The sequence below is a fragment of the Nonomuraea sp. PA05 genome, from assembly GCF_008086045.1.
Classification (GTDB): Bacteria; Actinomycetota; Actinomycetes; order Streptosporangiales; family Streptosporangiaceae; genus Nonomuraea; species Nonomuraea monospora.
On record NZ_VSEY01000026.1, the window covers coordinates 95,363 to 116,978 of the forward strand.

General features: G+C 72.5%; 20 protein-coding genes. 1 reads left to right on the top strand and 19 read right to left on the bottom strand.

Going from position 1 to position 21,616, the window contains the following annotated elements; genetic code table 11:
* Positions 1-25 precede the first annotated feature (25 nt).
* Together FXF51_RS35690 and FXF51_RS35695 are read right to left on the bottom strand one after the other, a co-directional pair.
* A complete protein-coding gene (locus FXF51_RS35690) occupies positions 26-694 on the bottom strand; it encodes a response regulator (RefSeq protein WP_148439125.1) in 669 nt (222 codons plus the stop codon).
* Positions 691-1,821: a sensor histidine kinase gene (locus FXF51_RS35695; RefSeq protein ID WP_148439126.1), complete on the bottom strand. Its 1,131-nt coding sequence runs from the start codon at positions 1,819-1,821 to the stop codon at positions 691-693. The genes FXF51_RS35690 and FXF51_RS35695 overlap by 4 nt, the downstream gene beginning before the upstream one ends.
* Positions 1,822-1,859: 38 nt before the next feature.
* Here FXF51_RS35695 and FXF51_RS35700 point away from each other — a divergent pair, with 38 nt between their 5' ends.
* On the top strand, positions 1,860-2,081 hold the full coding sequence (locus FXF51_RS35700; RefSeq protein ID WP_148439127.1) for a hypothetical protein: 222 nt from the start codon (positions 1,860-1,862) through the stop codon (positions 2,079-2,081).
* 19 nt (positions 2,082-2,100) lie between these two features.
* Here the strand turns inward: FXF51_RS35700 and FXF51_RS35705 are convergent, their stop codons facing one another.
* From FXF51_RS35705 to FXF51_RS35780, 17 genes are all read right to left on the bottom strand, one after another.
* Positions 2,101-3,003, bottom strand: a complete 903-nt coding sequence (locus tag FXF51_RS35705; RefSeq protein WP_148439128.1) for a fatty acid desaturase family protein — start codon at positions 3,001-3,003, stop codon at positions 2,101-2,103.
* Between the two features lie 397 nt (positions 3,004-3,400).
* Positions 3,401-6,409: an AfsR/SARP family transcriptional regulator gene (locus tag FXF51_RS35710; protein ID WP_148439129.1), complete on the bottom strand. Its 3,009-nt coding sequence runs from the start codon at positions 6,407-6,409 to the stop codon at positions 3,401-3,403.
* A gap of 63 nt (positions 6,410-6,472) precedes the next feature.
* Entirely contained in the window at positions 6,473-7,210 is a 738-nt protein-coding gene (locus tag FXF51_RS35715; RefSeq protein WP_148439130.1) for a hypothetical protein, read from the bottom strand.
* A 38-nt stretch (positions 7,211-7,248) separates the two neighbouring features.
* Positions 7,249-7,410 carry a hypothetical protein gene (locus tag FXF51_RS61155; RefSeq protein WP_187414749.1) on the bottom strand — a complete coding sequence of 54 codons (162 nt, stop codon included), beginning with the start codon at positions 7,408-7,410 and terminating at the stop codon, positions 7,249-7,251.
* A 13-nt stretch (positions 7,411-7,423) separates the two neighbouring features.
* Positions 7,424-7,636, bottom strand: a complete 213-nt coding sequence (locus tag FXF51_RS35720; RefSeq protein ID WP_148439131.1) for a hypothetical protein — start codon at positions 7,634-7,636, stop codon at positions 7,424-7,426.
* Positions 7,637-7,673: 37 nt separating this feature from the next.
* Positions 7,674-8,024, bottom strand: a complete 351-nt coding sequence (locus FXF51_RS35725; protein WP_262380052.1) for a nuclear transport factor 2 family protein — start codon at positions 8,022-8,024, stop codon at positions 7,674-7,676.
* 5 nt (positions 8,025-8,029) lie between these two features.
* Positions 8,030-8,347: a DUF3140 domain-containing protein gene (locus FXF51_RS35730; RefSeq protein WP_148439133.1), complete on the bottom strand. Its 318-nt coding sequence runs from the start codon at positions 8,345-8,347 to the stop codon at positions 8,030-8,032.
* 164 nt (positions 8,348-8,511) lie between these two features.
* Entirely contained in the window at positions 8,512-8,958 is a 447-nt protein-coding gene (locus tag FXF51_RS35735) for a YdeI/OmpD-associated family protein (RefSeq protein ID WP_148439134.1), read from the bottom strand.
* 64 nt (positions 8,959-9,022) lie between these two features.
* A complete protein-coding gene (locus FXF51_RS35740) occupies positions 9,023-10,945 on the bottom strand; it encodes an ABC transporter ATP-binding protein (protein WP_148439203.1) in 1,923 nt (640 codons plus the stop codon).
* On the bottom strand, positions 10,914-11,453 hold the full coding sequence (locus tag FXF51_RS35745) for a lasso peptide biosynthesis B2 protein (RefSeq protein ID WP_262380053.1): 540 nt from the start codon (positions 11,451-11,453) through the stop codon (positions 10,914-10,916). The genes FXF51_RS35740 and FXF51_RS35745 overlap by 32 nt, the downstream gene beginning before the upstream one ends.
* Positions 11,450-11,713 (bottom strand): lasso peptide biosynthesis PqqD family chaperone, encoded by a 264-nt coding sequence (locus FXF51_RS35750; RefSeq protein WP_148439135.1) that lies wholly within the window; start codon positions 11,711-11,713, stop codon positions 11,450-11,452. The genes FXF51_RS35745 and FXF51_RS35750 overlap by 4 nt, the downstream gene beginning before the upstream one ends.
* Complete coding sequence (locus FXF51_RS35755; RefSeq protein WP_148439136.1) at positions 11,710-13,581, bottom strand: asparagine synthase-related protein; 1,872 nt, start codon at positions 13,579-13,581, stop codon at positions 11,710-11,712. Before FXF51_RS35755 ends, FXF51_RS35750 begins: the two co-directional genes overlap by 4 nt.
* A 17-nt stretch (positions 13,582-13,598) precedes the next feature.
* A complete protein-coding gene (locus tag FXF51_RS35760) occupies positions 13,599-13,718 on the bottom strand; it encodes a lasso RiPP family leader peptide-containing protein (RefSeq protein WP_148439137.1) in 120 nt (39 codons plus the stop codon).
* A 331-nt stretch (positions 13,719-14,049) separates the two neighbouring features.
* Positions 14,050-15,066, bottom strand: coding sequence for a LacI family DNA-binding transcriptional regulator (locus FXF51_RS35765; protein WP_148439138.1), 1,017 nt, complete (start codon positions 15,064-15,066; stop codon positions 14,050-14,052).
* Between the two features lie 80 nt (positions 15,067-15,146).
* The gene (locus tag FXF51_RS35770) at positions 15,147-15,416 is read right to left on the bottom strand and encodes a sulfurtransferase TusA family protein (protein ID WP_148439139.1); all 270 of its coding nucleotides are present in this window, start codon (positions 15,414-15,416) and stop codon (positions 15,147-15,149) included.
* A gap of 140 nt (positions 15,417-15,556) precedes the next feature.
* Complete coding sequence (locus tag FXF51_RS35775; protein ID WP_148439140.1) at positions 15,557-17,593, bottom strand: sensor histidine kinase; 2,037 nt, start codon at positions 17,591-17,593, stop codon at positions 15,557-15,559.
* A gap of 63 nt (positions 17,594-17,656) precedes the next feature.
* Positions 17,657-21,616 (bottom strand): Ig-like domain-containing protein, encoded by a 3,960-nt coding sequence (locus FXF51_RS35780; RefSeq protein ID WP_148439141.1) that lies wholly within the window; start codon positions 21,614-21,616, stop codon positions 17,657-17,659.

The window sequence follows — 21,616 nt, forward strand, 5'->3', positions numbered from 1 at the left end:
CGCACGAGGGCCGCCGGCGTACGACTCAGGGAGTAAGCCAGCCCGGCGTGATCATGCCGGCCTCGTACGCGATGACCACGAGCTGCGCCCTGTCGCGCACGCGCAGCTTGGTCATGATCCGGCTGACGTGCGTCTTGGCCGTGGCGGGGCTGAGCACGAGGCGGGCCGCGATCTCGTCGTTCGACAGGCCGCCCGCCACCAGCGTCATGACCTCCCGCTCCCGCTCGGTGAGCGCGTTCAGCTCGGGGCCGGGCTCGGGGCGCTTGACCCGGCCGGCGAACTCGGCGATCAGCCGTCGCGTGATCGACGGCGCGATCAGCGCGTCGCCCCTGGCCACGACCCTGACGGCGTGGATCAGCTCGGCCGGCTCGGTGTCCTTGACCAGGAAGCCGCCCGCGCCCGCGCGCAGCGCGCCGTACACGTAGTCGTCGAGGTCGAACGTGGTCAGGATGATCACCTTGACGCCGTCGAGCGCGGGGTCGCCCGCGATGCGGCGGGTGGCCTCCAGGCCGTCCAGCTCGGGCATGCGGATGTCCATGAGCACCACGTCGGGGCGGTGCTCCCGGGCTCCGTCGATGGCCTGCGCGCCGTTGGCGGCCTCGGCCACCACCTCGATGTCGTCCTCGTCGCTGAGTATGGACCGGAACCCGGCGCGGACCAGGGTCTGGTCGTCGGCTAGCAGTACGCGGATCATCGGGCCCCGTTCGTCGGCTGGGTCAGTGGCAGGCGGGCGGTGACGCGGAAGCCGCCCCCGGGGCGTGCGCCGGTCTCCAGGGTGCCGCCGAGCGCGGTCGCGCGCTCGCGCATGCCCTGGATGCCGAAGCCGCTGCCTCCGTCGTAGGTGGCGCCTGGCCCGTCATCCTCCACGGTGATGATGATATTTCCGGACGCGTTGGCGATCGTGAGCGTGGCCTGTTCCGTGCCCGAGTGGCGGGAGACGTTCGTCAGCGCCTCCCTGACGATGCGGGCGGCGGCCAGGTCGACCTCGGTCGGCAGGTCGTCGAGCGGACCCGACAGCTCCGTGCGCACCTTCAGCCCGGACGCCGCGACCAGCGCGTCCACCCGCGCCAAGCTGTCGGCGGGCGCGACCGGCGCGTCCTCGTCCACCTGTCGCAGCACGCCCAGGGTGTTCCGCAGCTCGCGCAGCGTGTCCTTGCTGGTCTCCTTGATCGTCCGCAGCGCCGCCTCGGCGTCCTCCGGCCGTTTCCTGATCCCGTGCAGCGCCGCGGACGCCTGCACGTTGATCATGGAGATGTTGTGCCCGAGCACGTCGTGCAGCTCCCTGGCGATGCGCAGCCGCTCCTCGCTGGCCCGCCGCCTGGCCTCCTCCTCCTTGGTCAGCAGGGCGTCGAGCGCGTGCCGGCGGGCCTCCGACAGGTAGGCGCGGCGGTTGCGGGTGACCCCGCCGAACGCGATGGACGCGACCACCCAGCCGGTGATCATCAGGAACATGCTGTCGTCCACGTGCCTGACCCCGCCGGTCTCGCCGAGCCCCATGGCCAGCAGCGCCGCCGCGCCCGTGGCGATGGCCGCGACCAGGTGGCCCCGGTCGGCCGCCGTGTAGAGGGCGACGAAGAGCATCACGATGAGCGGCCCGTCCAGCCCCGCGTACGGGTAGTACGCCGCCACGGACACCGTCATCACGACCAGCGACGCCACCGGGTAACGCTGCCGCGCCAGCAGCGCGGCGCAGGCGATCAGCGGCAGCACGACGTCCAGCGCGTTGAGCCGGCCGGAGTTGCCGAAGGCGAAGAACGAGCCGGCCAGCACGGCGGCGATGGTGACGAGTGACACGATCGTGCTGGGTGACGGCCTGCGCATGCCCTCATTCTCTACGCTCTTCTGGGTAGAGCCGTTGAATGAGCACTAAGGACGAACTTCAGCGGGTCGAAGAGGACCTCACCCGTTTGCGGGCCGAGAACCAGGAGGTGCGCGACCAGATCAGGGACATGGGCGCGACCGACCAGGTGGAGATCTCGGCGATGATCAGCCAGGCGGACGAGCAGGTCGAGCTGATCGCCGGGCTCGAACGCCGCCGTGACCGGCTGATCGAGCGGCTGGAGGAGGAGGGCGCCCGCTGAGGGGCGCCCATGGATGAGGTCAGCGCAGCGGGGCGCCGACCTCGTGCAGGTGCCGCAGGGCCTGCCCGTACGACTCGATGAGGCCGGTCTGGAGATAGTCGACGCCGATCTCCGCGCAGTAGCTCTCCACGATGGGCTGCGCCTTGCGCAGGTTCGGGGCCGGCATGTTGGGGAACAGGTGGTGCTCGATCTGGTAGTTGAGCTGGCCGAGCGCCACGTCGGTGAACAGGTTGCCGCGCACGTTGCGGGAGGTCAGCACCTGCTTGCGGAGGAAGTCCAGCTTGTCCTCCTTGGTCAGCACCGGCATGCCCTTGTGGTTGGGCGCGAACGTGGAGCCGAGATAGACCCCGAACAGCCCCTGGTGCACCGCCAGGAACAGCAGCGCCTTGCCGAACGGCAGCACGGCGAAGACCGCGCCGAAGTAGACCACGACGTGCGTGATGAGGAGCGTCAGCTCGATGGCGGGCCGCTTGGCCGTCCCCTGGAACAGCGCCTTGAAGCTGGCGATGTGCAGGTGCCAGGCCTCCAGCGTCAGCAGCGGAAAGAACCAGAAAGCCTGATATTTCGCGATAAATCGAGGCAAGCCGGCGCTCCGCCTCGCCTGATCCTGCGACCAGACGATCACCGCGGGTGAGACGTCCGGGTCGTGGTCCTCGTGGTTGGGGTTGGCGTGGTGCTTGTTGTGCTTGGTCGTCCACCAGCCCCAGCCGAGACCGACGCCCAAATTGCCGATGATCAGGCCGGCGACGTCGCTCGGGCGGCGCGTCCTGAAGACCTGCCGGTGCCCGAGATCGTGGGCGAGAAAGCCCAGCTGAGCGAAGATCACGGCCAGTGCAGCCGCGACGAGGAGTTGCCACCAGGAGTCGCCTACCCAGACGAACAGAGCCCAGCCGCCCGCGTACACGGCGGCCATGATGCTCATCCGGATGGCGTAATAAAAGGGACGCCGGTCGAGGAGACCGGCGTCCGCTATGCGATGGGCTAGTCGGGCGAAGTCACTGCCTCGAGTGTCGATGGTGCCAGGACTGGCCACTGCTCTCCTTACCTCGCGGTGCAAGTTGCCCTAACCTTGGCGCATCCGCCGCCAAACCGGAAGCGCGTAGCTCCGGCCGGGGGAGAGGAATCCGCCACAATCGGCCATGCCCCATCATGCGGCCGTAAGCCATGATCGGCGCGCCTTTTCGCGCGGACGCGAGCCCTGATCGGCGTGTCTCCTCATGCGGGCGCGAGTTCTGATGGCGCGTGTTTCCTCACGCGGGCGCGAGCCCTGAGGCGCGTGTCTCCTCATACGGGCGCGAGCCCTGATGGCGCGTGTCTCCTCATGCGGGCGCGAGCCGTCCCAGCGCGTACTTCTCGGGCTCGGGCAGTGTCGCGCCCCGCGCCAGCGCCGCCTGGCAGACGTCGGCGCCCAGCGCCCGCACGCACCTGTCCACCAGCCCGTTGACGTGCGGATCCGCCGACTCCCTGACGCCGCGCAACCCCCGCGCGGCCCCGAGCAGCTCGGCGGCGGGCAGCGGAGCCAGGTGCTCGGCCACCCCCTCCAGCACGGCCGCCCGAACGGTCCTGTCGGAGCAGCCCGCCATCAGCTCCAGCGCCCGCCGCAGCGGCGCCGCCGGTGACTCGCTCACCCGGGCGAGCTCCACCCGCAGCAACGCCCCGAACTGCGGAGTCGTCTCGACCCCCAGCGCCATGGCCAGCCCGAGCAGCCGCGCGGCCTCACCCGGGTCGCCGCCGCGCCGCGCCAGCTCGGCCCTTGCGTGCAGCACCCGGGCGATCATGTCCTGGTCCTCGCAACGCTCGGCGGCGGCCCACGCCCGATCCAGCGCCCGCGCCGCCCCCTCCCGATCACCGGCCCGCCCCTTGAGCTGCCCCAGCCGCAGCAGGAACGTCATCGGCCCCAGCGGCGTCTCCAGCCCTGACAGCTCCGCGGCCAGCCGCTCCGGCTCCTCGCCGAGCGCCACCGCCGCGGCGAAGTCGCCCCGGTTCTCCGCCACCAGGGACAGCCAGTAGAGCGACGCCCACTGCCCCCACCGGTCGCCGGTCTCGCGGAACCCGGCCAGCGCCGGCTCCAGCAGGTCCTCCGCGCCCGCCACCGCGCCGTACTCGAACCGCGTGACTCCCGCCGCCAGCAGCGCCGCCGACCGCGTCCACACGTCGGGGTGGTCGCGCAGCCGCGCCACCGCCCGCTCCGCCAGCTCCACCGCCTCGGCGGGCGTCGTCAAACTGCCGCCCAGCAGGTACGCGTTCAGCGCCGCCGGATGGTCAGACTCGCGCACCACCCGGCTCACCCCGCCCCCGGTGAGCACCACGCAGAGCCCGTGCGCCAGCTCCCGCCCAGGCGGCGCCGCCGCGCCCACCCTGGCCAGCACCGCCGCCGCCTGCTCTGTCATCTCGCGCCACCGGCCGCGCACGATCCACGACAGCAAGCGCGGCAGGATGAGCCTGAGCGGGTCGTCGGAGCGGTGCAGCGCCGCGTCCAGGTTGTCCCGCTCGGCGTCCAGCACCGCCAGCCAGGCGAGCTGCGCCCCGGTCCGCAGGTGCGGCTCCGCCTTCTCGGCCAGCTCCGTGTAGTAGCGGGCGTGCTCGCGGCGCAGCTCCGGCAGGTCGGCGGCGGCGTACTGCCTGATGGTCTCCAGCATCGTGTAGCGGTCGCCGGACACCGCGATCAGCGACTTGTCCACCAGCGAGGAGAGCAGGTCGGGATCGCCGCCGCAGACCCGCGAGACGGCCTCGTACGTGGCGCCGCCCGAGAACACCGTGAGGCCGCGCAGCAGCTCCCGCTCACGCTCCGACAACAGGTTCCAGCTCCAGTCGAAGACCGCCCGCAACGTGCGGTGCCGCGGCTCCGACGTACGGCCGCCGCGGAACGTCAGCCGGTCGCCGAGCTGCTCGACCAGCACCGACATCGGCATCGTGCGCAGGCGCGCGGCGGCCAGCTCGATGGCCAGCGGGATGCCGTCCAGCTCGCGGCAGATCCGCTCCGCCTCCGCCCGCGTCACCACCAGGTCCGGCCTGGCCGCGGCGGCGCGGTCGGCGAACAGCTCGGCGGCGGGACCCGCCGGCAGCGGCAGCACCTGGTGCAGGCGCTCGCCCGGGATGTCCAGCGGCTCCCTGCTGGTGGCCAGCACGCGCAGGCCCGCCACCTCGGACAGCAGCCACCGCGCCACCCGCGCCGCCTGTTCGATCAGGTGCTCGCAGTTGTCCAGCACGATCAGCGGCGCGGTGCCGCGCAGCGCCGCCACCAGGTCGGTCGCCTTCAGCACGCCCTCCACGGCCGCCCGGACGCTCGCGGCCGAGGCCAGCTCCACCAGCCACACCCCGTCGCGCACGGCCAGCCCCGCCGCCGCCTCCAGCGCCAGGCGCGTCTTGCCCGCGCCGCCCGGGCCGACGAGCGTGACCAGCCTCGCCTCCGCCAGGGATCCGCGGACCCGATCGAGGTCCTCGCGGCGGCCCACGAAGCGCGTGAGCCTGGCGGGCAGGTTGCTCCTGGGTGCCGGCGGCTCAGCGTCGTCCCGCAGGGCCTCCAGGTGGGCCTGCCGCAGCTCCGGGCCCGGGTCGGTGCCCAGCTCCGTCGCCAGGGCCGTCCTGATCCGCTCGAAGAGCGCCAGCGCCTCCGCGCGCCTGCCCTGCGCGGTCAGGGCCCGTACGAGCAGCGCGTGGAACGGCTCGCGCAGCGGATACGCGGCGACCAGCCCCTCCAGCTCGGCCACCACCTCCCCGACCAGCCCTTCCCGCTCGGCCACCACCACCCCTCGCCGCTCGGCCGCCGTTTCGGAGGCGCGCCCCTCCGGGCCGGGCGCCATCTTGGAGGTGCGCCCTGTCGGGTTGGGCGCCATCTCGGAGGTGCGCCCCTCCCGCTCGGCCGCCATCCCGGCGGCGTTCCGGTCGAGATCGTCGGTGAGGCGGGTGGCCGGGGCCGTGAGCCGCAGCTCTTCGAGCCGCGCCGCGGGCCCCGCCGCGAAGGGCAGGCCGGCCGCGTCCGCCAGCGCGGGCCCGCGCCACAACGCCAGCGCCGCACGTACGTCACCCTCGCGCACCAGCCGCTCGAACGCCCACGCGTCCACCTCACCGGGCGGCACGTCGAGCAGGTAACCGGCGGGATGCGAGGAGATCAGCCCCGGCGCCTCCCTGCGCGCCCTCGACACGAGCGACTGCAGCGCCGCCATCGGATGCGCGGGCGAGTCGCCGGGCCACAGGTCGCCGATCAGGCGGTCGGCGGTCACCACCCGGCCGGGGTCGAGCGCCAGCCGCACCAGCAGCGCACGCACCCGGGCGCCGCCGATCTCGCCGCCCGCCACCCGCAGCGGCCCCAGAATCCCGACCCGCATCCACCCTCCACGACCGCGCGCCGAGTCAACAGTACGCACCCGACGCACCCGTCCCGTACGGGCTCAGAGGCCGAGCCGGTCCCGCAGCAGCTCGACGGGCAGGTGCGGCACCGTCGCCTCGCTGAACTCGGGCAGCCCCACGAGCAGCTCCTCCTCGGTCGCGTACAGCCCGGCCACGGCCGCGTACCCCCTGCTCACCCGCGGCTCGATGTTGTAGTAGCTGCCGTTGCCGTACTGGATGCGCACGCTCTCCACCGCCGGCCGCGCGCTGGCCAGACAGGCCCCCATCGGCAGCCCCAGCTCGGTCGGCGAGGTGAGCGTGTGGGCGTTGCCGGCCACGACCAGCGCGGGTTCGATGCGCGCGGCCAGCACCCGCTCCGCCATCAGCGCGTCCCGCTGCGACCAGTCACCGGTGAACATGCCCCCGTCGAACAGCGTGACGGACAGCTCGGGGATGGCCTTGAGCATCGCGAAGTGCCCCGCCGTCACGCGTCCGTCGCCGAGCCACCACAGCGGATGGTCGAGCCCCGTGCCGTCGGACAGGTAGACGTCGAGCTGTGGCTTCAGGTTCTCCGGCCATTCGAGGGCGAGGTGGGTCAGGTCGAGTGCCCGCATGAGCCCGAGGACGACCAGCGGGTTCTCCCTGACGCCGTGCACCTCGCCGAGCAGCAGCAGCCCCGTCTCCTCCAGCGAGCGTCTGGCCCGGTCGAGCGCGGTCTTCCCGACCGGCAGCTCGTAGTCGTCCGTGCGGAATTCGGCGACGGCCTCCAGCAGGCCGCTCAGCGTGTCGACGCCTGGCATGTCTCCACAGTGTTCGCCGCGGTCGCTGAGCGCAACCGTCAGGAGAACACCTTGGCCTTGGGCCACGGCCCGATCGGGACGGAGGTGCGGATCGGCGGCGGCGTGACCGTGTCCGGGTGGGACAGGCCGATCATCGTACGCAGGCCGGGATCTCCTTCCCGCAGCGGTACGCGAGCGAGATCGACGAGCTGGTGGGCCACCTGGGTGCGATCACTACTGGGTCGAGAGACGTTCGAACAGCGCCAGAGCCGCCTGCCTGACCTCCTCGGGCGAGACGCCGTCCAGGGTCTGCCTGGCGTCGTCGATGTCGCGGGTGGTGGCCAGCGTGATCGCCACGGACGAGGCGGCGGCGCGGTCGATCGATCCCGTCGGGGCGGCGTCAGCCAGTTCCTGGGCGCTCGCGGCGAGGTCGAGGTTGTCTCTCAACGGATCTCCTCGGGTGAAGACGGTTCGGCCCATTGCATCATCTGGCATCGTGCCGCATCCACCATTCGGTGAATTCCCGGCATCGCCCGTCGGGAGCGAACCGTATCACCCAGAGGTTGCTGTACGTCTTGTCCGGGTACGTCGTGACTCCCTGGATGACGCTCACGTCCTCCGTCACGCTCACCGGATGCCACTCGAAGGTGGCCTCACCAGGCTTGTCCTGCCGGCCCAGCCACTCGCGGACGATGTCGTCGCGCCCCTGCCACGGCGAGCTGTACGGCTCGGTGTAGTAGACGGCGTCCTCGGTGAACAGGGCGGCGATGTCGTCGGGATCGTTGGAGTTCCACGCGCGTACGTAGCCCTCGATCCACGGGTGTGGCTTGACCATCCGGGTCATCCTCTCAGTGGGTCGTGACCGACGGACATGAGCTCGCGCCGCGAGTCGTCGTCCGTACGGTCACCCAACGTCTCGACCAGCTCCACGACCTGACGCATCACGTCGAGATCGCTCTTGGTGAGGTCGCCCTTGCGCTTGCTCAGGACATGCAGCACGCCCCGGCCCAGCTCGTCGATGCCCAGGTCGGGGTCGGGCGGGAAACCCTCCTCGTCGGAGGCGTCGGCGAGCAGGTACGCGCGCAGCTCCTCGGAGTTCATGTTGACCGCCCGGTGGAACTCTTCCCACAGCATGTCGGTGTCAAAGCCCTCAGTCATACTCGCCCGCCTACCCGCCAGGTCTCGCGTTACGCCCCTGTGACATTCCGGCCGCAGCCCCGCACCGTCCAGGCCGTCAGCCCGCACTTTCCAGGCGGCCAGGCCACGCCGTCATGGCCGTCAGCCCGCGCTCTCGCAGGCGGTCAGGCCACGCGTCACGGCCGTCAGCCCACTCCGTCGGCGAGCTTGGCCACCGTGTCGGCGACGCGCCGCTGCCGGGTCTCGGGCTTCTTGGCGCCCTCGACGTTCAGCACGTGCCACCGCTTGCGCGAGTAGGACAGGCTCTCGAAGAACTTCTTGGCCTCGGGCGCCGCGTCGAGTGCCGCGGCCAGGTCGTCGGGCACCGTCACCTCGCGGGGTGCGGTGTCCAGTGTGACCTCCACCTCGACCTCGTCGCCCGCCGCCACGCCGCAGCCCTGCCGGTTCTCGGCGCTGAGCGGCATCATGAAACGCCCGCCCATGGTCGCCACCGTGCTGCGGTAGGCGTAACCGTTGATCGTGACGGTCACGGCGGGCCGCTTGCCGCCGCCCAGCTCGTCGACCACTTCGGCGGGCACCTCGAAGCCGGTGGCGGTCTTGCCGTTCAGCTCGATCGTGGTGCGAAATCTCATCGCGAACCCTCCCGTACCTATCCGTCGCAGCACATTCTGCTGAGGTGACGCCCGGCGCGACAGCTCAGCGGGCGAACGCGCGGAAGACCGGGCTGGTCGCCAGCAGCTCGTCGTAGGTGCCTTCCGCGGACACCCGGCCCTGGTCGAGCACCAGGATGCGGTGGGCGGTGCGGATCGTGGACAGCCGGTGCGCGATGGTCAGCAGGGCGCTCTCCCCGGCCAGGGCCGCGGTGGCGGCGGCGAGCGCGGCTTCGGCGGCGGGGTCGAGGTGGGCGGTGGGCTCGTCCATGAGGAGCAGGCGGGGGCGGGGCAGCAGGGCGCGCGCGATGGCCACGCGCTGCCGCTCGCCGCCGGACAGCAGCTCGCCGTGCTCGCCGACCGGCGAGTCCAGCCCGCCGGGCAGCCGCTCGACCACGGGACGCAGCCCGGCCAGGTCCACGACGTGCTCGACGCGGGAGTCGTCCGCGTGCGGGAGGGCGTAGACGATGTTGTCGCGCAGCGTGCCGTGCAGGAGCGGGGCGTCCTGCTCCACCACGCCGATGCGGGCCCGGCAGGCGTGCCGGCCGAGCCGGTCGGCGGGGACGCCGTCGAACAGGATGACGCCGGCGTCCGGGTCGTGGAACCGGCCGGCCAGCGCGAAGATCGTGGACTTGCCCGCGCCCGAGGCGCCGACCAGGGCGATGTGGGCGTGCTCAGGGACGCTGAAGGAGACGCCCCGCAGCACGCGGCGGCCCGGGTAGCCGAACCACACGTCGCGGAACGCCAGCGCGGGCGGCCGCCCGGCACCATCGCAGGCGCCGCCCGGATCGGGGCGGTCGCGCATGCCGCCCGCGGGCGGGCGGTCGCACCCGCCGCGTGGATCGGGCCGTTCGGGTGCGCAGGACGGCTCGGGGCGGTCGCGTTCGACGGGCAGCTCCATGATCTCGTGGACGCGTTGCAGCGCTCCCAGCGCCCGCCGCACGGTGGCGAGACCCTCGAACAGCGCGGCCACGGGCATCACGAGATAGAGCGCGTACATCAGCACGGCCACGAGATCACCCAGCGAAGTGGTCCCCGTGGCCACCCGGATGCCACCGACGAACAACATCACCAGGAACGAGCCGTTGGCCGCCAGCGCCATGACCGGATGCACGACGGCGGTGAGCTTCGCCGCCCGCACCCCGGCCGAGCAGGCCTCCCGCGCGGCGGCGCCGATGGCGGCGCTCTCCCGCTCCTCGGCCCGGCAGACCCGCACCGTGCGGATGGCGCTGAGCGCGCGGTCGAGCTCGGCGCCGACCGCCCCCACCCCCGCCTGCACCCGCTCGGACGCGGTGCGGATGCCGGAGAGCGCGGTCTCGACGAGGGCGGCGGCGATGGCGATCACGACCAGGATGAACGTGAACAGGACCGGGTCCAGCCACACCATCAGGGCGATGGCGGCGGCGGCGGTCAGCGCGCTGGTGGCGACGTCCACGGCGGTGTCGGCGACGACCTCGCGCAACTGGCCGACGTCGGCGGTGACGCGGGTGACGAGGTCGGCTCTGCGGCGGCGGGCGTACTCGGCCATCGGCAGCCGCAGCAGCCGCGAGATAAGCGCGGTGCGCAGGCGCAGCAGGAGGTGCTCCGCGGTGCGGCCCAGCACGTAACGGCTGGACGCCTCGACGGCGGCCTGCGCGGCGAACAGGGCGGCCAGCGCGGCGAGGGCCACGCCGAACGGGCGGCCGGCGCCGGCGGCGTCGATGGCGTGCTTGGCCAGCAGCGGCTGCGCCATGCCGAGCCCGGTGCCGATCAGGCTGAGCACCGCCGCCACGGCCATGGCCGGGCGGTGCGCGCCGGTGAGCCGCAGCAGATGCCTGACGCCGACCCGCTCCGGCGGCTCAGGACTCGGCACGCCGACCCGCTCCGGCTGCTCAGGACCCGGCACGCCGACCCGCTCCGGCTGCTCAGGACTCGGCACGCCGGCCCGCTCCGGCGGCTCAGGACCCGGCGCGGCGGCCGACGCCGTCATCACCAGGCGGACTCGGCGGCGGAACGGCGGCGCGGCCGTGGTCGGGCGGCGGGTCGGCGGTGCGGGGATGGCTCGGCAGCGGGGCGACGGTGCGGTGGGGGTCGAGCGGAGGGACGACGATGGTGCGGTGGTAGCTCGCGGGCGGCTCGTCGATGGGCCGGTTGCCGGCCTCGACCCAGGCGTGCGCCGCGAACGGATGCACCCGCACCCCGGCGCACCAGGTCGGCCACGAGCCGCGCAACCGGCACAGCAGCGCGGTGGCGATCGAGCGCGGCAGGCACCCTTCACCGGCGCAGGACAGGCTGACGGCCATCACCGCGTCCCTGGCGGCCTTGGCCTGCTCGGCGGTCGCGGGCGCGGCCCCGCGCCGGGCGAGTTCGAGCACGGCCCGGATCCGGGCGGGCGGCAGCCGTCCGATCAGGTGCGCGGCGCCCACGGCGGCCAGCACGGGCGGGCGGCGCCACCAGGGCAGGCGCGTGCGGGGAGCCGGGGTCATGGAAACGCTCACGGATGCCTCGTCTCGTCGATCAGGTCGGCGGCGCGCAGCAGCGCGAGGAGGGCTTCGACGTCGGCCTCGGCGGTGGGCGCGGCGCCCGGGTGGGCACGCGTCAGCTCGCGGGCCGCCTCGGCGGGGCTGTCGCCCGCCAGCAGGCTGCGCAGCACGAGCACCGCGGTGGCGTTGAGCTGGCGGTAGCGGCCGTTGCGTTCGTCGAGCAGCACGGCGGCGTCGTCGGCCTGGGTCATGGTGACGCCGGGGCGTAGCCTCATCGGTCGGGACCTTCCTGTGCGGGCCGGGTGCGGGGTGGTGGGGGCAGGGCGCGCAGCCAGTTCTCCATCGCGATGAACCGTTCGAGCTCGTCGCCTGGATCGTCGGTGGTGGGGGTGCGCAGGACGGCGCGGCGCAGCGCGGCGGGGTCGGCGAGGCCGAGTGCGGCCAGCCGGGAGTCCTCGGCCAGGGCCAGGAGCTGGTCGCGGTGGCGGCGCAGGCCGTCGAAGAAGGCGGCGGAGAACTCGCCCTTGGTGGTGCGGCTCAGGCACTGGGGCGGCACCCGGCCGGTCATGGCGGCGACGGTCAGCGGCTTGTACGCGCCGGGGCGGGCGCGGTGGTCCACGCGGATGGCCAGGCAGGCGTCGATGACCGGGGTGTCCAGGTACGGGGTGTGCATGGCGGCGCCGTACCTGGCGGTCAGCCGTTGCGCGAGACGCAGGTCGGCGGCGCTGTCGCGGATGGCGGCCAGCGTCAGGTGCTGGGCGCGGGCGCCCGCCAGCGGTTCGGCGTGGGCGGCGGCCTCGCGGAACAGGCGGGCGGCGGTCGCGGCGGCGTCGGGGTGCGTCCAGGAGGGCAGCCGGGACGGCCACTCCCAGCCCAGGTCGGGCCGGTGCGGGGGCGGGTACGGCGCGGTGAGCCGGTCGGCCTGGCGGGCCAGCCAGGACGGGTAGGAGCGGCGTTCGGCCAGCGCGGCCAGGCCGGCGGCCAGCGGCCAGCGGGACTTCGCGCGGCGCTCGCGCAGGTGCGGCCACCACGCCAGGGGGTGCTGCCCGGCCAGGTCGTGCAGGTAGCAGGGCGGCGGCAGGGTGACCTCGTCGCCGCCGTGCCCGGTCAGGTGCACGCTCGCGCCGTGCGCGGCCAGCCGGGCGGCGACGGTGAGGTCGCTCGCCACGGTGGACAGGACGCCCAGCGGCTCGTCCAGGCCGGTGATCGGCTCGGCGACGCGCGCGTACCGGTCGGGCAGCTCGCCGGGGGCGAGCACGAGGTGCTCGCCGTCCAGCAGCGCGGCGGCCTGGCGGGCCCAGCGCTCGTCGTCGTGGGCGAGGTCGCGGGCGCCGGACCGCACAGTGATCAGCCGGCCGCCGCACCCGGACCGGGTGGGCTGGGTGGCGCGTTCGCGCAGGGCGGTCTGGGCGAGGAAGCAGAGCGGGGTGGAGTCGAGCCCGCCGGACAGGTCGGCCGCGACCGTCAGCCCCTCGCGGACGCGGCAGGCGACCGCGTCGGCCAGCGCCTGGCCCAGCAGCGGCGCGCCCTGACCCAGACCGAGCTCGGGCTCGGGCGGCTGCCACCAACGCGTGGCCCGCACCGACCCGTCACGGGACAGGCGCACGGCCTGGCCGGGCTCGACCGCGTGCACGCCCGTCCACATCGAGCCGGACAGGGCCGGCGGCACGAACGTCAGCATGCGCGCCACCAGCCGGTCCCGGTTCACCTCGGCGCCGCACCAGGCGGCCAGGACGTCGGCCCGGTCGGCGGCCACCATGACGCCGCCGAGCCGGGCGTGGAAGACACGGCGCAGGCCGGCCGCGTCGCCCCGGACCCGCGGCGCGCCGTCGATCACGGTGACCAGGTGGAAGCTGCCGGGCAGCCCCGCCACCACGTCCTCGGCGGTGCCGTGGCGGGTGAGCCGGGCCGCCCGGCGTTCCAGGTCGGTGGCGGTGACCGGGCTGTGGCCGATCACCGCCACCTGGATCGGGCCGAGCGTCACGCAGACGGGCGCCGGCGCGGTGAAGACACCGATCAGGCAGGGACGGCCGGAGGGGTGGCGCAGGACCACCACGACCCCTGGCGACCGCACCAGCCCAGTCACCGCGACGTCGGCGGCGGCGCTGTCGGGCAGCACCGCGAACCAGTCATCCGCACGCATCGGCACCGATCACACCCTCAGCCGAAGTAGCGACGACGCCAGTCGCGCCGGTGGTACGGCCCGTGGCCGCGGGTGACCTCCGCGAAGTCGCCCGCCTCCTCCAGACTCGGCGGCAGGTACGGAGCCTGCTTGTCCATCACGTTCTCCTCTCTTTGTCGAGATGCGTCCGGTTGACGCACCGCCCTTCCTTCTCTAGCCCATCTAGCTGCAAAAATCGCATAGAGTAATGAATATCTAACTTTGTGTTACATTGGAGATGGTCACAGTTCGCCGTATTTCCCATCTCGTTTAGGTATGGAGGTACTCAGGGCGTACATCCGTGCCTCGGGGAGTATGGAGTCGCCTTGGCGCGGGGGACGCTGGGGCGGCTCCCAGGAGAAATGCCGCAAGGAGGGGACGGCACGTGTCACGGGCTCGGACGGGCGGTCTGCCAGCCGCGGTCCCGGCCCGCGACACGTGCCGAGCGGGTCACGAAGGCGAGGGCGCGGGCCCGGTGCTGCCACGTGGCGTGAGGATGGCGGCCTGGTCCTCGTACGGCGGCACGTCCTCGCCCGCGATCAGCGCGAGCAGCCGCTGCGCCGCGTGCGCGCCGTAGGCGGGGATGTCGCGGGTGAGCGCGGTCAGCGGCGGCCTGACCACCTGGGCGAGCGGCGAGTCGTCCCAGGCCACGATGGACAGGTCGCCGGGCACCTCCACCCGCATCTCCTGCGCCACCGACAGGCCGGCCACGGCCATGATGTCGTTGTCGTAGACGATGGCGGTGGGCCGGTCGGGCGAGCTGAGCAGCCGCCTGGTGGCCCTGGCGCCCTCCTCGCCGGTGTAGTCGGTGTGCACGATGACGTGCTCCGCCACCCCTTCGCACGCCTGCGTGAACGCCTGGTCGCGTACGGTCGTGTGCACCAGCTCGGGCAGCCCGGCCACCCGTGCGATGCGGCGGTGCCCCAGCGCCCTCAGGTAGCCGACGGTCTCGCGGACCGCCTCGCCCTCCTCCGACCAGATGGCCGACAGCGAGCCCGACTGGGAGGGGTGGCCGATGACCACGGCCGGCATGCCGAGCCGTTCGAGCTCGGCCACGCGGGAGTCGTCGTAGTGCAGGTCCACGAGGAACACGCCGTCGATGCGGCTCTCGCCCCACCAGTGGCGGTAGACCTCGCTCTCCTGCTGGTGGCTGGTGACGACCTGGAGCAGCAGCGCGTACGAGCGGTCGCCGAGCACCCCTTCGATGCCGCTGATCAGCTCCATGAAGAACGGCTCGACCCCCAGGATGCGGGCCGGGCGGCACAACGCGAGGCCCACGCAGTTGGCCCTGGCGCCGTTGAGCGCGCGGGCGGCGCTGTTGGGACGCCAGCCGATCTCGTCGGCGATGGCGATGATCCTGGCCCGGGTCGCCTCCGACACCCCCGGTTGCCCGTTGAGCGCGTAGGAGACCGCCACCTTGGACACGCCGGCCCGGCTGGCGATGTCGGCGATCGTCGGTCGCTTCACCGGACTCCCTCTCTGAACCGGATAACCCTCCACACTCTAGGACACTGGCATGGTGCCCCTGCACAGCATCCGTTAACCGCTTAAGTCGCGTGCCAGGGCCGGGAATCCTGAGTCTCGTTGGCGGCCTCTGCCACCCGCAGCGCGAACGTCGGCCGCCGGGAGCCCTCCACCGGCCCCAGGTAGGTGTGCCCGGTCAGATGGCACCACGCGGGCAGGTCCACCGGGGCGGCGGGGTCGGTGGCGATCAGGTGGATCACGGCGCCCGGCCCCGCGGCGCGTACGTGGGCCCGCAGCTCGATGAGCAACTGCACGCAGAGCTTGTCGCCGCCGTCGACTACCAGATCAGGCATGCGTATAGGAAACCACCACTCAGGCACCCGTGTGCGCGCAGGCCACTTCCGCGAAGGCGACGGCGACCCGCGACGTTCCGGTCATGCGGGCCACCATGCGCCGCTCCGGCCATGACCTCCCAAACCGGAGGCCGCGCCCGTCATGAGCGGATGCTCATGCCGGCGGTCAGAAGCGGCAGCATGACCTCGACCCGGGTGCCCGCCCCCGGCTCACCGGTCACCACGCAGATGCCGCCCAGCTCGGCCGCCCGTTCCCGCATCGAGCCCAGCCCCACGCCCGCGCGGTGCGACGCGGGCAGGCCCTTGCCGTCGTCGGCGATCAGCACGCGCAACATCGGCTCCTCCCGTTGCAGCGCGATCCGGGCGCGGGACGCCTCGGCGTGCCGGCGGATGTTGGTGAGCGCCTCCTGGACGATGCGGTAGACGGCCACCTCCACGGCGGCGGGCAGGTCCTCCAGGTCGCCTTCGACCGCCACCTCGATCTCGGTGCCGGGCGAGGACTGCCCGGCCAGGTCGCGGACGGCGCGGGCGAGGCCGAGGTCGTCGAGGGCGGGCGGGCGCAGGCCGTAGACGAGCTCGCGGATGTCGCCGGTCACGGCGCTCATGCCGGCGTGCAGCTCGCGCAGCAGCTCGTCGGCCGCCTCGGGGGAGCTCTTGAGGCTGAGCCGGGCCATGTTGATGGTCATGGCCATGGCGGAGAGGGTCTGGCCGAGGCCGTCGTGCAGGTCGCGGCGCAGGCGGCGGCGCTCCTCCTCCCTGGCGGTCAGGATGCGCTCGCGGGAGCGTTGCAGGTCTGCCGCCATGCGCACGGCGTGCGCCACGTCCGCCGCGTACGGGGTGAGCGTGGCCAGCACGCGCTCGTTGTGCGCGGCGGGGAAGCGGCGCGGCCCCGGCGGCCCGACGAGCAGGCGGCCGACCCGCGACCCGTGCCAGACCAGCGGCACCTCGCGGGGTTCCGCTCCGACGCGGCCGCTCTCCACGTAGCGGGGCTCGCCGTCGGCCACCTCGACGGCCACGCCTTCGACGGCGAGCCCGTCGCGCAGCACGCTGACCACGGAGTTCAGTGCTCTGGCCGGGTCGGCGCCGCGCACGGCCTGGGTCAGCCGCTCGGCCAGCACGCCGGGGTCGCCGACGGCGCCGTACAGGAGCCGGTCCACGGCCCGCTGCAGCGCGCGCCGCAGCGGCTGGAAGAACGCGCCGGCGAACAGCGCGGCGGCGACCCCGGCGACCTGGTGGTAGCCGGAGACGACCAGGCTCGACAGGGTGCCGACGCCGAAGTAGACGAGGCTGACGACGACGATGACGCCGGCGGCCACGATGGCCCGGCTGATCACGGTGTCGATGCCGTAGAGCCGGTAACGCATCACGGAGAACGCCACCGCGAACGGGATGGCCGCCGCCCAGGCGATGGCCGGCCACATGAACACCGGCGAGATCGCGGCGGCGATCAGGAACACGATGTATCCGGCGAACGCGAACAGCGGCCAGCCGATCTGCCGCCGTTCCGCCGGGCCGGCCCCGCGCAGCCGCGACGCCAGCGACAGCGCGGCCAGGGCCATCGCGAGGTAGATGCCCGTCCAGCCCACCGTCGCGATCGTTTCCGCGTACGGTGTCAGCGCCGGGATCCGCAGCGGGTTGGGGATGACGGAGGGGTACGGGTATCCCTGCACGCGCGGCGCCCTGAACAGGTACTGGACGGCGGCGGCGCTGATCGAGACGCAGCCCAGCCACAGGGCGGGCCGCCACCGCCTGGACGGCAGGCGCCCGTCCGGCGAGTACAGCGGCAGCACCATCGTGAGCGACAGCCCGCACACCGCCCACCCGAGCCGCAGCGGCACCCGCAACCATCCCGCCAGCGCGAGGTCGCCGCCGGCGGCGGCGTGGAACATCAGCGCGCTGGACACGTCGCTGACGGCCGCGGCCAGCCCGCCGACGCACATGAGCCAGGCCATGTTGAGCCGGGGCCGGTGGTAGATGAGGAACGCGCCGACGGCCGGGAAGGTGAAGGTGACGGCCGACTGGGGGCTGACGGTGACGTCGGGCGCCCACGCCGCGGGCAGCCGTGCCCACACCAGGTACGTCGTCACGGACAGGATCGGCGAGGCCACGGCCATGACCGACGCGACCACGAACGGGCCCGTCAGGCGTCCACGCTGATGCTCCGCGAGTTCGGCCATCGTGCTCTGTCCCCGCTCCTGTCCTGGCCCCGCGAAACGGGCGGGGCCAGGACAGAATAGGCGCTACTGGACGGTGACGGTGGTCTTCGCGGTCACAGTTGTGCCCGCAACCTGCCCGGTCACGGTGAACGTGCCCGGCTGGGCGTACCGCGAGGGATCGACGGACTCCCAGGTGACGGCCACCGAGCTGTCCTTCGACCCGTCGTTGTACGTCGCCACCACGGCCCTGGGCAGCACCGGCGCGACCCCGGCCCGGGTGGTGACGGCCTCCTCCGCGATCGAGGTGATCGTCACCGCCGAGGAGGCGCGGACGTACACGGTGGCCTGGGCGGGCTGCCGCACCCCCTCGGCCAGGCCGGTGATCGTGAAGCTGGTGCCGCCGGTCCTGACCTGCTCAGGGGTGACCTGCTGCCAGGTGACGGCGGCCTGCCCACGGGAGCCGTCGGCATAGCCGGTTTCCACGGTGGCGGGCAGCTCGGGCAGCGTGTTCACCAGAGTGGGCACGTGCACGGGGCGCACCGAGTCGGGCGGCACCTCGTACACCTTGACCTCCAGCAGGCCGACCGACGCCGCACCCGATTCGAGCTGCACGCGCAGCCGCGAGGTGGTGACGGTGTCGAAGGAGACGGTGTTGTAGGCGTCCACGGCCGCCGGGTAGGACTCGACGCCGGTGACGTCCTCGAAGGAGTCGCCGTCCCACTGCTGGATCTTCCACGAGGCGGGCACGCGCACGCCGCCGCCGTCGTCGAAGAAGTACACCTCCGCCTTGTTCACCTGGACGGGGGCGGGCCAGTCGAGCTGGACCCACTGCGTGCCCTGCTGCGGCCAGGTGCCCCAGCGCGGGTTGGCGCCGTCGTTGGAGCGCGGCGGGTCGATGTCGTCGTTGATCGCGGTGACGCGCTCCCAGGGTGAGGTGTAGGAGGCGGTGGGCGTGGCCTTGGGCGCGATGTTCACCTGCGTGGCCTGGTCGGTGGCGGTGACGTGCACGGTGGCGGCGGTGGCCCTGGCGCCGTCCGTGGCGGCCAGCTCCAGCGTGTACGCCCCCGGCGCGGAGAACGCGACCACCGTGGCCGGGCCGGTCGGCTCGGTGAAGTACGCCTCACCGGGCCCGGACACCTTGGACCACTGCATGCTCAGCGTGCCCTTGGGCAGGGCGTCGTCCTTGACCACGGCCTCGATCCTGGCCTGCCCGGGGCGGGTGAACGCGGGATCGACCACGGGCACCACCTGGGGCGGCCGGTTGGACACGCGGCCGGCGGACACGCCCGTGTGGTAGGCCTGCACCTCCTTCACGCTCGCGCCCCCTGCCAGCACCCGCAGCTTGGCGGTGGTCACGGCGGGGAAGCGGATCTCGTTCAGGTTCGCCCGGGGGTAGGGCGGGGTCCTGTCCTGTCTGGGCACGTCCTTCCAGGTGCCGCCGTCCTGGTACTGCAGGGTGTAGAGGGCGGGGTCGAGGCGGGTCTTGCGGTCGTTGTAGAAGTACAGCCGCACCGTGTCCACCTTGCGCGCCGCGCCGAGGTCCACCTCCAGCCAGTCGCCGCCGCCCCAGTAGGGCTCGTTGATGGTGAACCCGTCCACGGCTCCGGCCGCCGAGCCGTCGGAGGCGGTGGCGGACCTGACCAGGTTCTGCCGGGTGGAGCGCAGGTCCACGCCGGCCTTCTGGAACAGGTCCTCGACGCGGTCGCCGGTCAGCCTGACCTCGGTGGGGGACTTCAGCGACGGGGCCTTCTCGGCGTGCACCACGTTCCCGCCCTCGACCTTGCCGGTCTTCGGGTCCCAGGTGGCGTGCGCGAGGCCGGAGAGCGTGACCTTGCGCTTGCCGTCGATGATGATCGAGTAGCCCTCGGGCACGCCCGCGTAGTGCCGGGTGCCGTCGCCCGGCTTGTCCCAGACGATGCTCAGGTCGGCGCCGCGGTAGTCGATGCCGTTGACGGTGAAGTGGTCCCAGCCGATGTCCACCGGCCACAGCTCGACCTTGCCGTCCGAGCGCGGGCGCAGGCCCATGACGTCCTCGATGACGGTCCAGTTGCTGCTGCCCAGGATCGTGTGGTGGATCCAGGAGCGGTAGCCGATGCTCTTGGTCTGCGGGTTCCAGTTGGCCCAGAACTCGTTGGCGTCGGGGTAGCGGGTGTCGCCGCCGACGTACTGCGACCAGGCGTTCCAGTACAGGAGCTGCTTGTACTGCTCGGCCGTGATGTACGGGGTGTCGTACTGGCGCATCGCCTTGGAGAACAGCGCGAAGTTCCTGGTGGAGTTGATCTGGGAGAAGTTGTTGGTGCCGGGGTGACCTGCGGCGGCGGCCTCCGCCTTGTCCTTCTGGTTGGCCGTGTACGCCGGAAAGATCGGATATTCCGCAGGATCGGCCCACAACCTCAAGGCTTCCCGATATTTCGGGTCATCGGTGGGGACGAGGCCGGTCGCGTACGGGATGTAGTTGTTGGACTCCTTCCACGGGATCAGGTTGCCCGTCTGCAGGTCCCGGTGCTTGAACAGCTTGTTCTGCTCGTCCCACAGCAGGGTGAGGATGCCGTTGCGCACCTTGTCGGCGACCCCGCGCAGCTCCGTGGCCTTCGCGGCGTCGCCCGACAGCTCGTACGCCTGCGCCGCCGCCATCGCGTTGGCGTAGACGTAGGCCCCTTCGAGCCGCTCGTTGGCCCGGTCGTAGTAGTGGAACGACACCGCGTCGGCGTCGTTGCCGGTCATGGCCTCCCAGTCGTACTCGATGACGCCGTTGTCGTTGGAGTCGTAGGCGTCGAGCTGCCCGTACACGTCCTTCTCGGCGTACCTGGCGAGGTTGCGCAGGATCGACGGCTGCCCGCCGTGGATCTGGTAGCTCTCCAGTGCGGCGGCCGAGATGTACTGGGTGTAGCTGTTCGACCAGTTCTCCGGGTCGCCGGGGTTGTCGGTGTACTTCGAGTTGCGCGACACCTCGCCCGCCGACACCCACGGCCCGTAGGAGTAGACCGGGTCCCGCAGGTACTTCAGGTCCTGCACGAACATCGGCACGGTCAGCACGATCGCGTTGTTGTAGCCCAGCGCCCCCTCCACCGACGTGGGGAACTGGTAGTCGTTGCCCGGGATGTCGGCGTCGAGGAAGTTGAAGCGCATCAGCCACCAGCGGTAGTAGACGAACTTCTTGATGTTCTCGTCGGGCACGTCGATGTAGGGCAGGTTCTCCGCCCACCAGGCGTTGTAGTCCTGGAGCTGGCGGCGCAGCGCCTGTTCGGGCGAGCGGCCCTTGTAGCCGTCGTACTCGGCGCGCGACCTGGGCAGCTCCTGGGTGACGAAGCCCATCTGCACCTTGGTGCGGACGGTCTTGCCCGGCTCGACGGTCAGCGAGCCCTTCAGCGTGCCGTCCGACGCCTTCAGGCCGTCGCCGCTGAGCCTGGGGAAGATCGTGGTCAGCTTGTTCCTGGCCCAGACCGCGCCGGTCAGCTCCCGGTCGCCGTCGGCGTTCCTGGCGTAGGGGGAGGTGACGGTGACGGGCACCGAGCGGGCCTCCGTGCCCGTGTTGGTGATCTCCAGGGTGGTCACGGCCACGTTCTCGTGGGTGATGAACTTCTTGACCCCGACGGCGAGCCCGTCGCCCGCGTACTGCCCGGTCCAATGGCTGGGCATCTGCAGGCGCTTGGAGACGTCCTCGGTGAGCGGGGCGCCGAGCGAGATCTCGTACGCGTCGCGGTTGTCGATGCTCTCCCAGTACGCCACGTACCCGCCGAAGCCGAGCACCGACGGGTCGTGCTCCTTCATGAACAGCGCACGCCCGCGCGTCATCAGCCACGGCCCCGCCGGGTCGTCACCGGGGCGGGCGAGCATGCGGTCGATCCAGTACGAGTCGCCGCCCTTCTCCTTCTGGTAGATCTCCGCCATCATCCTGCGCGGGTGGTAGCCCACGGGCTCGGCCGGCACCGGGTCGTCACCTGTGAAGACCGGCATGCCGAGTGCGTCGTCCGCGTGGGACGGCGTCACGCCCAGCGAGGCTGTGAGCGCTAACACGGCTAAGCAGACCAGGGGTTTGCGCAC